Source organism: Cyanobium sp. NIVA-CYA 375 (assembly GCF_056108345.1).
Map to the genome: position 1 here is coordinate 1 of NZ_JBSYHW010000190.1, position 1,658 is coordinate 1,658.

The 1,658-nt window shown below is 61.5% G+C and carries 1 protein-coding gene; it reads right to left on the reverse strand.

The features are described from left to right. Window positions 1-1,434 (reverse strand): AAA family ATPase (locus AC01FP_RS17445; RefSeq protein ID WP_474481981.1); only part of this gene is annotated, 1,434 nt, incomplete at its 3' end. Window positions 1,435-1,658: the final 224 nt, after the last annotated feature.

A 1,658-nucleotide genomic window follows, 5' to 3' on the forward strand; every position in this document is an offset into this window, starting at 1 on the left:
GGAGCGCTCTCCGCTGCGGGAGCGCAGCGTGATCATCACCCGCTGCCGCCGCTTAATGGCAGCTTCCAGTACGGCTTCTGTAGATCCCAACGTGCGATAGGGCCAGTGCAAGGTGCGCGCCAGCGGCTGCTGTTCAAGCTCTACCCCCACCCGTTTCAGCGAGTCCTGAATCGATGCTCGGATCTGGACGGCCGAGCTGAATCCCAGTGTGTTGGCCTGCAACTCAAGCAGCTGCCACATCTCCAGCAGCTGCGGCACCGACAGCAAAGAAGCGCCGATCGCGTAGCCGCCACGGCCACTGCTACCCGGCATGCGGAATCCGTAGGGGGTGAGCGTCTGGGTGATGACGTCCTGCACCTTCCTGGCGCTCCATCCGCTGTAGCCGCCGTTGGCGTCCTGGTTGAGGCTGCGGGCCAGGTGGTTATGCACCCGAACACCAGCTGCACGATCAAACGGGTGATGCAGCAGATGGCGCAGCACCGTGAGGGCCTGCTGGAAGGCTTGACGATCCGCCAGCCGGGAGAAGCCCCCTGTGCTGCGAGCCTTGCCGGCAGGCCAGGGAGGTGGTTCGATTGGCAAGAGCGGCCTGTGGCTTAAGCCATCGCTCGCCAGGGTGGCGCCGGCCATGAATCCCTGCTCCTCTAGCCAGGCAAGATCGGCGGCCACCGCCAGCGGATCGCCAAAACAGGCTCCGTGTTGAACGGCTAGTTCCTGTGACACCACCAGCGCCAAATCGTCCTGGCCATGGGCCCTGAGTTGCTGTCCCAGCTCTCCGGGGGCTTCTGGAGTGGTGCTTGTCAGTTTTGGCTGGCTGCTGAGCAGCCGGATTAGAAAAATCAGCCTTTCCTGATCCAGCAGGGACGAGTAGCCGTGCAGCTCGTGGCTGGCATCCCGGTTGCTGGCCTGGCGGATGTGGTGATCCAGCGCCGCTAACTGCGCTGGAATCAACTCCTCCAGCGCGATGCCCTGGCCGGTCTGTAGGCGAACCACCTGGGCAAAACCCTCCTGCCGATGGGGTGTGGGCCCGGCCTGCATCAGCTGGGAACAGTGCTTAGTAATCACCGCATCTGGCACCGGATGCTCGCGCTGCTGGTTCCACTGCCGGCACAGGCCAATAGGTGTATCAAGCCACCAGCCAATCCACTGCACCGGCTCCGGCAGCGGCAGGGCCTGGGTGATGGCCAGCCGAAAGTCTCGTTTGACATAACAGGCTTCCACAATCGCTGTTGCACCTTCGCTGAGGGCCTCACAGAGCTTGCGGTGAATGGCGGCTTCTACTTCCGCCCAGGGGCCGCGGTGGTGGGGGTTGCCATAAAGCTCGTCGCGGATCTCTCTGCTGGAGATGTAATGGATGGGGCGGTTGTCCTGGGCTTGTAAGTGCTGGACAAGGATCCGAACAGCCGTGCTTTTGCCGCTGGCTGCTGAACCAATCATCAGATGAAACCGCGCTGGCACTCTCTGGAGCGACGGGAGCGCATCTGAAAGGGAAGAGTAGGAAAACGATCTTGCTGCTGATGCCACGGGCGTTGAGGAGCCAATCCTCTGGAATTGTGCATTCCCAAGTTGCACAATTCCGCCCATTAAAACCATCAAAGCTGGTAGCAGAGGCTACAAAGTGGTGCCTGTCAGTTTGATGGTGGACTCCGGGCAACTTTGAT